Origin of the sequence: uncultured Corynebacterium sp. (assembly GCF_902782855.1) — a bacterium.
Classification (GTDB): Bacteria; Actinomycetota; Actinomycetes; order Mycobacteriales; family Mycobacteriaceae; genus Corynebacterium.
Genome location: NZ_CACZOO010000195.1, coordinates 1 through 7,329 on the forward strand (window position 1 = coordinate 1; position 7,329 = coordinate 7,329).

At 68.8% G+C, this 7,329-nt stretch carries 6 protein-coding genes; 4 read left to right on the top strand and 2 right to left on the bottom strand.

Features of this window, described 5'->3' with window-relative positions; translation table 11 throughout:
* Positions 1 to 10: 10 nt before the first annotated feature.
* Entirely contained in the window at positions 11 to 1,084 is a 1,074-nt protein-coding gene (gene moaA, locus QZV72_RS08470; RefSeq protein ID WP_297007290.1) for a GTP 3',8-cyclase MoaA, read from the bottom strand.
* A 321-nt stretch (positions 1,085 to 1,405) separates the two neighbouring features.
* Here moaA and modA point away from each other — a divergent pair, with 321 nt between their 5' ends.
* The 4 genes from modA to QZV72_RS08490 all read left to right on the top strand — a co-directional run bounded on the left by modA (position 1,406) and on the right by QZV72_RS08490 (position 5,452).
* A complete protein-coding gene (modA, locus tag QZV72_RS08475) occupies positions 1,406 to 2,266 on the top strand; it encodes a molybdate ABC transporter substrate-binding protein (protein ID WP_297007293.1) in 861 nt (286 codons plus the stop codon).
* A complete protein-coding gene (locus tag QZV72_RS08480; RefSeq protein ID WP_297007296.1) occupies positions 2,253 to 3,065 on the top strand; it encodes a molybdenum ABC transporter permease in 813 nt (270 codons plus the stop codon). Before modA ends, QZV72_RS08480 begins: the two co-directional genes overlap by 14 nt.
* Positions 3,066 to 3,068: 3 nt before the next feature.
* The gene (locus QZV72_RS08485) at positions 3,069 to 4,286 is read left to right on the top strand and encodes a molybdopterin molybdotransferase MoeA (RefSeq protein ID WP_297007297.1); all 1,218 of its coding nucleotides are present in this window, start codon (positions 3,069 to 3,071) and stop codon (positions 4,284 to 4,286) included.
* A gap of 296 nt (positions 4,287 to 4,582) precedes the next feature.
* Positions 4,583 to 5,452, top strand: a complete 870-nt coding sequence (locus QZV72_RS08490; RefSeq protein ID WP_297007300.1) for a formate/nitrite transporter family protein — start codon at positions 4,583 to 4,585, stop codon at positions 5,450 to 5,452.
* Positions 5,453 to 5,782: 330 nt separating this feature from the next.
* Here the strand turns inward: QZV72_RS08490 and QZV72_RS08495 are convergent, their stop codons facing one another.
* Entirely contained in the window at positions 5,783 to 6,904 is a 1,122-nt protein-coding gene (locus QZV72_RS08495; protein WP_297007303.1) for an endonuclease domain-containing protein, read from the bottom strand.
* Positions 6,905 to 7,329 lie beyond the last annotated feature (425 nt).

The following is a 7,329-nucleotide window of genomic DNA, read 5'->3' on the forward strand; positions in this document are numbered from 1 at the left end:
CCGCCGGAAACTAACCCCCGATGGCGCTCATCGTGCGCTCGGGCTGCACGTACTCCGGGTCGTTGAGCGTCACCGCGTCCGACCCGTAGGCCCGCGGCTTGAGCAGCATCGCGGACGCCCACACGTCGCAGACCTCCTCGTCGGACGCGCCGGAGCGCATCACCGACAGCAGGTCCGTCTCCTCGCCGGAGAACAGGCAGCTGCGCACCTTCCCGTCAGCGGTGATGCGGGTCCGCGAACACGCCGCACAGAAGGATTCGGTCACCGAGGCGATCACACCGACCTTGCCCAACGGTGCCTCCTCCGCACCGGCCCCGGAGGACGCCCCCCTCGCCCGGACCTCCCACAGCTGCGCCGGGGCGGACCCGCGCGGTACCGGATCGGGGGTCAGGTCGAACCGCTCCGACAGCCGGGCACGGACCTCCGCCCCGGAGACGAGGTTCTCCCTGGCCCAGGTGTGGTCGGCGTCCAGCGGCATCTGCTCGATGAACCGCAGCTGGTAACCACGGTCGATGCACCATTCGAGCAGGTCGGCGGCGCCGGTGTCGTTGATGCCGCGCATGAGCACCGCGTTGACCTTCACCGGCTCGAGCCCCGCGGCCTTCGCCGCCGCCAGACCCTTGATGACCTGGGGGAGATGGTCACGGCGGGTCAGTTCGTGGAAGGCCTCACGGTCGACAGTGTCCAGTGAGACGTTGACGCGGGTCAGGCCGGCGTCCACCAGGTCGTCGATGCGCCTGTCCAGGCCGATGCCGTTCGTGGTGATCGAGATCGGGATCCGCGGGTGCAGCCGACGCACCCCGGCGATGATGTCCGCCAGGTCGCGGCGCACCAGTGGTTCACCGCCGGTGAAGCGCACGTCGCGCACACCGAAGACGCGCACCCCCAGGTCTGCGATGCGGACGGCTTCCTCCGCGGTGAGCAGCCTGTCCTTCCGCAACCAGTCCATGCCCTCGGCGGGCATGCAGTAGGTGCAGCGCAGGTTGCACTTGTCGATCAGGGAGATGCGCAGATCATCGGCGACACGTCCCCACCGGTCGGCGAGTTCCCGGGTGGGGAGGGGCGCGACGGACGAGGAAGACACAGCGGGCCCAGTGGGCACCACGGGGGTCGGCAGGACGGTGGTCACGCGGTGAAACCCCTTTCGCGGTTCTCTCGTGGTTCTTTCGTGGTTTTCTCCGGGTTTTCTCCGGGTTCTCTCTGGTCTGCTCCCGGGCTCTTCCCGGGCACTCCGGTCGGACAGTCGTCCGGTACCGCCGGACGCGCCTTCGGCAGCTCCGTCCGCAGGTCAGGGGCCTCGACAAGTCCCGCGTCCGACCGCCGGTTACAGTAGGCCACTGTAACCCCGGTGCCGTCCGAGCGACAACGGGAGACGTTGTGCAGAACCCCGTCGAGAGGAATCACCATGACCCGTACCCTCCACCTGTCGCGCGCCCCGCGCACTGCGGCGGCCGTACTTTTCGCCGCGCTCGCGGCCCTCGTACTGCTGCTGGCGTCCTGCTCCAACTCGCAGAAGGACAGTGAGAGTGAGGGGACGGCCACCGCCGCGGACACGGGCAGTTCCACCGGCGAGATCACCGTCTTCGCCGCAGCCTCCCTGAAGAACGCCGGCGATGACCTCGCCAAGGCGTTCGCGGCCGACGGCCACGAGGGTGCGGAGATCACCTGGAACTACGCCGGCTCCTCCAAGCTCGTCCAGCAGATCGGCCAGGGTGCGGACGCCGACCTGTTCATCAGCGCCGACGAGAAGAACATGGCCGCCGCCGAGGACCTCGCAGAGTTCGACGGCGCCGACCCGAAGGTCATCGCCACCAACCGGCTCGTCCTGGCCACCGCCCCCGGCAACCTCGGCTCCATCACCGACCTCGACGACCTGAAGACCAACGACAAGCTCCGCATCGCCGTCTGCGCCGACGGCGTGCCCTGCGGCACCCTCGCCCACGAGTACCTCGACAAGCAGGGCATCACCCTGAAGGCCCCGACCGAGGAAGCCAATGTCTCCGACGTCGCCACGAAGGTGTCCACCGGTGACGTCGACGCCGGCTTCATCTACTCCACCGATGCCCTCGCCCTGCAGAACAACCTCTCCGACTCCCAGGGCCGCGTCATCGTCCTGGACATCCCGGGCCTCGAGGACAACAGGTACCCGGCCGCACTGACCTCCGAGGGGCAGAAGAACGGCACCGCCGGGGAGTTCCTCGCCTGGCTGCAGACCGACAAGGCCCGCGAGATCCTCGCGGAGTACGGGTTCGGTGCGCCGGCGTAGCGCCCGGGCTGTTCCCGCGGCGCTGGTCATCGTCGCCCTCGTCGCAGTCCTGCTGCTGCTCGGCCCCCTGGTCGCGCTGCTGCTGAACATCCCCTGGGACCGCGCGGTCGAGCTCGTCACCGCCGATGAGGCGACCGAGGCCTTCGGCCTGTCGCTGACCACCGCCACGGTCTCGACGGTGATCTGCATCGTGCTCGGTCTGCCGTTGAGCATCTGGATGGTCGACATGATGCGGCGCCACCCCCGCGCCGGCGATGCGCTCCAGCTCATCATCTACGCACCACTGGTCCTCTCACCGGTCGTGTCCGGACTGGCGCTGGTTTTCCTCTGGGGACGCCACGGGCTGGTCGGGGAGTGGCTGGACGGCACCTTCGGTGTGCGCGTCGCCTTCACGTCACTGGCCGTGATCGTGGTGCAGGTGTTCGTCTCGATGCCTTTCTTCGTCTCCACGACAGTGACGTCGCTGCGTGGCGTCCCGCCCGTGGTGGAGGAGGCGGCACGGGTCGACGGGGCGTCCCGCTGGCAGGTCCTGTGGCGCATCACCGTACCGCTGGCCGGGCCGGGCATCGCCGCCGGCACAGTCCTCGGTTTCGCCCGGGCACTGTCGGAGTACGGCGCCACCCTCACCTTCGCGGGTAACGTTGCCGGGGAGACCCGGACGATCCCACTGCTCATCGAACTCGGGCTGAGCTCCAACGACATGGACCAGGCGCTCGGTGCCTGCATCCTGCTGCTCGGCATCTACGTGCTGGTGGTGGGCGGGATCGCCACGACCACCCTGCTGAGACGGAAGCGGTAGAACATGCGCGCAGGCCGACCCCGGACCCCCGAGGAGCATCAGGGCGCCGTGCGTGCGCTCATCGGTGACCGACCGGTCGTGGACCTGCCGGTCGCCGAGGCTCTCGGACTGCCCCTGGCGCGCGCCGTGACGGCCGTCGAGGACTCACCCCGCTTCGACAACTCCCAGATGGACGGGTACGCCCTGTTCCCGCACCATCTCGCGGGCGGCACATTCGTCGTCGGTGAGACGGTCGCCGCCGGTGCCGACCCGGCGCTGATACTCCCCGGCCCGGCTGCCGGAGACACCACGGTCGCGGTGACACCGGTCATGACCGGGGCGAAGATCCCCCAAGGCGCGGTGGCCGTGGTACCAGTCGAGAGATGCGGACCGCCGGAGTTCCCCGCCACCGGGGCCCCCGTGTCAGTTCCCGTGACCCCCGTCGGGCAGTTCGTCCGGCGCCGTGGGTCGGACATCGCGGCCGGTGACGAGCTGCTGGCGTCCTGCCATACCGTCAATGCGCGCACCGTCGGGGTGGCAGCCGCACAGGGCATCGCGACCGTGCCCGTGCATGAACCGGCGCGGGTGCTGATCTGCACCGGCGGCGACGAGATCGGTGGGGGCGACGGTGCTGCCACCGGTGCGGCGATGATCCGGGACGCCAACGCCCCGATGCTCACCGCCCTGTGCGAACGGCACCGGATGCGGGTCGTCGGGCACGTCCGCACCACCGATGACCCGGCCGCGTTCGGGGCGTTGCTGCGCTCCGCGATCCGCCGGACGCGCCCGACGGTCGTCGTGACCAGCGGGGGCATCAGCCACGGCAAGTTCGAGGTGGTGCGTCAGCTGCTGTCCCCGTTGCCGGGATCGTGGTTCGGGCATGTCGCCCAGCAGCCCGGAGGGCCGCAGGGCACCGCCGTGTTCGAGGGGACGCCGGTGGTGTGCCTGCCCGGCAACCCGGTGTCCACGGCAGTGAGCTTCCGCCTGTTCGTCGCCCCGGTGCTGGGAGTGGCGCAGGCGGCGTCGACGGCGCTGCTGGACGCCCCGGTGACAGGTCAGGGGCACAAGGACTGCTTCCACCGGGCGGTGCGGTCGGTGGTGTCGGGCACGGTGCGGGTGCAGGCCGTCGGCGGACCGGGGTCGCACCTGCTGGGCCAGTCGGTGACCGCTGACTGCCTGCTGCGCGTGCCCGCCGGTGAACGGCCCGTGCCCGGCGATGTGGTGGTGGTGTACCCGCTGTAGCGTGGGCTCGGTCCGTGGCGTCAGCCATCGGCGACGGTGACCCCGATGTCGCTGCGGCTGGCGTTGGGGTGGGGGCAGACCTGGTGGGCGGTGTGCGCGGAGGTCCTGTGCGCTCCCGGGGCAGGGTGTGGTGAGGCCCGGTGCGCGGAGGTCGTGTGCGCTCCCGGGGCGGGGTGTGGTGAGGCGCACCCGTGGTCCGGGAGATGGCGTCCTTCCCCGGACATGTGTGGGGGCACCGTACGGTGAGGCGCAACGGGCGTTCGGCACGGCATGACGCCGGGGGTAGTCTGACCGGAGTGAGTGAGACAGTTACAACCGCAGATACAGATACTCCAGCCGTACCGGCAGGTGGCGTGAACATCGCCGCCGACACGGCGATCCTCAAGAAGACCAGGTTGTTCGCCGACGACCCGCTGCGCTACGGGGTGCGCGCGATCCTCGCCGGGGTGTACCTGACCCTCGGCACGGCATTCTCCGTCGTCGCCGGAAACGCTGTCGAGGGGGTCGCCCCCGGACTCGGAGCCGTCGTGTTCGGCATGTGCTTCTTCGTCGGGCTGGCGATGATTCTCCAGGTCGGGGCGGAACTGGCCACCGGCACCATGATGTTCATGACCTTCGCTGCGGTGCGCGGCTACATCTCCTGGCTGCGGGCCGTGGGCATCATCCTGTGGACCGTGGTGCTGAACCTGGTCGGCGCGGTCATCGTCGCCGTGATCCTCGGCCAGTCCGGGAAACTCGGCGGACTCGGCGCCGACCACCTCCTCGCCACACTGGCGGACGGGAAGCTGACCAAGGGGCCGTGGGGCGTCCTGATGGAGGGCATCCTGGCGAACTTCCTGGTCAACGTCGCTATCATCGGTGGGCTGATCATGAAGGACTACGCGGGCAAATTCCTGTTCACCCAGTTCGTCATCGGGGCGTTCGTGGTACTCGGGCTGGAGCACGTCATCGCGAACTTCTCGCTGTTCACGCTGTCCGTCTTCTGCCTCGGTGACGGTTTCGCGTCGGGTGGGTCCGTGCTTGACTCCCTGACCTGGTCAAACGTGCTGGACAACTGGGGGATGGCGTTGATCGGCAACATCGTCGGTGGCGGTCTGCTCGTCGGCGGGCTCTACGCGTGGCTGAACCAGGGGACGTCGAAGGGCGCGGAGGCGTACCGGGACTGACCCGGTGCACGTGGGGGTGTGGGTGGCCTGGTGTGCGTGGGACTGACCCGGTGTACGTGGGGGTGTGGGTGGCCTGGTGTGCAGGGCTCGCCGGTCCACCGGCTCGCCGGCTCGCCGGCTCGTTGTTCGGCGGGTCCTCGGGATTTCTGAGGCTCCCGGATCTGTCCCTGATGCAGCTACCAGTACCGAGGTGGCTTCACTGTCGCTACCAGTACCGCCACGCGGTCTGCAGGTACCTGATTTCCGCGTGACGGTACTGGTAGCTGCACTGGGGTTGAGCTCGGTACTGGTAGCTGCACGAGAGAGGTGGGGCAGCTGACGGATCAAGCGTCAGGCGGCGTCCTGGCGTCCTTCATGGGCGGAGAACGCACGGTCAACCATGTTGTCCAGCAGCCGGTGGAGCTTCGCCCGGTCGCGGAAGAGCTCGGAGTCCACCCGGAGGACCTCCCACCCCAGGTCCTTGAGCTCCTGGATCTGGTCGATGTCCTTCGCGGTCTGCTCCGCACCCTGGTGCGAGGCGCCGTCGTAGTAGACCGCGATCTTCAGCTCCTCGCAGGCGAGATCGAGCACCGAACTCTTCCCCCTCCCGCGTCCCCAGGAGACGCGGACCTGCGATGACCAGCGGAAACCCTCGGGCAGGGAATCGCGGACCGCCAGCCGCAGCAGAGTCTCCCGCGGCGACTGCGCCCCGTGGTCCACCAGCGCGAGAACCGGGGCGAGACGCCTGGCGCTGACATGGTGACGGCACGCCCGGGCGATCTCGTCGACGCCGACAGTGGTGCACTGCAGAACGTGATCAATCAACAGAATGCCCCTGACCTGCACATCCTCAAGTCCCGGGATCTCCGGGACGGGCCATTCGTGGGAACGGCGGAATACGGTGCGCAGACACTGCGCGACCGCCAGAGCGACGGTGACGCACCGCAGCTCCGGGAACCGCGGGTCGGGGGTGCAGGTCTCCCGGGGAACTTTCGGATGCCACCGCCGGAACACCGGGAGCAGCGGATTCTTCGCCGCCCGCCGACTGTTGACCGCCCGGGTCTCGTGCCGGTCCTGGAGCAGGAGGACCGGGGCGGAATCAGCCCAGTGCAGCAGCCCGTGAAAACCCAGTGCCGGCCAACCGCCGATGACGGCGTCGGGATGACGCAGGTACTGGGCCCGGGCGCGGGTGATGATGTCCGCCGGAAAGCCGCCGGGGTCATCGCCTCTGACCTGGCGCGGAGTGTCTTCTGGGAGGGGTTTGAAGTAGATGCCGCGGGCGACCTGCTGATAGTCGCGTTCGAGTGCGTGACGGGTCAGCTTCCGGGCCTCGACGACCCCCGCTCCGAGGAACGGTACGCGACGGGGCAGAATTCGGCGGGTGTACTCCGGGCCGTTCCCCGGTGGCAGTCGGCGTTCCAGCTCCGCCCGACGCCACAAGTCCCGTGGTGATTTCCCCGTGAAAGTGTTCATGGTCGGTCAGTTCACCCGACGACGCGGCGCTGCACCAGAGGGTAGGGAAAATGTGGATAACCGGTGTCGGGTCATCCACATTTGGCGGAGGGGGTGGTGCCTGGGGTGAAGATGTGCGTGGTGGGGATGTGCGTGGTGGTGCTGGGTGGTGCTGGGTGGTGCTGGGGTGAAGATGTGCGTGGTGGGGCTGGGGCGTGCCTTCCGTGCTCTGGGTGGGCTGACCCCGCGTCCCTGTTCCCGTGCCTTCCACTCGTGCTGCGCAACCTTCCGTCCCCACTCAGTTGCCTTCTCTGTGGCTCGCCCGGAGGGCAGTAGTACCGAGAGGCGGAAATCAGGTACCTGACTTCCGCCTCCCGGTACTACTGGCGCAGGTGCTGCACGCTCGGTACTACCGGCGGATGGGGCAGCCCGTGTCAGCGTCCGAA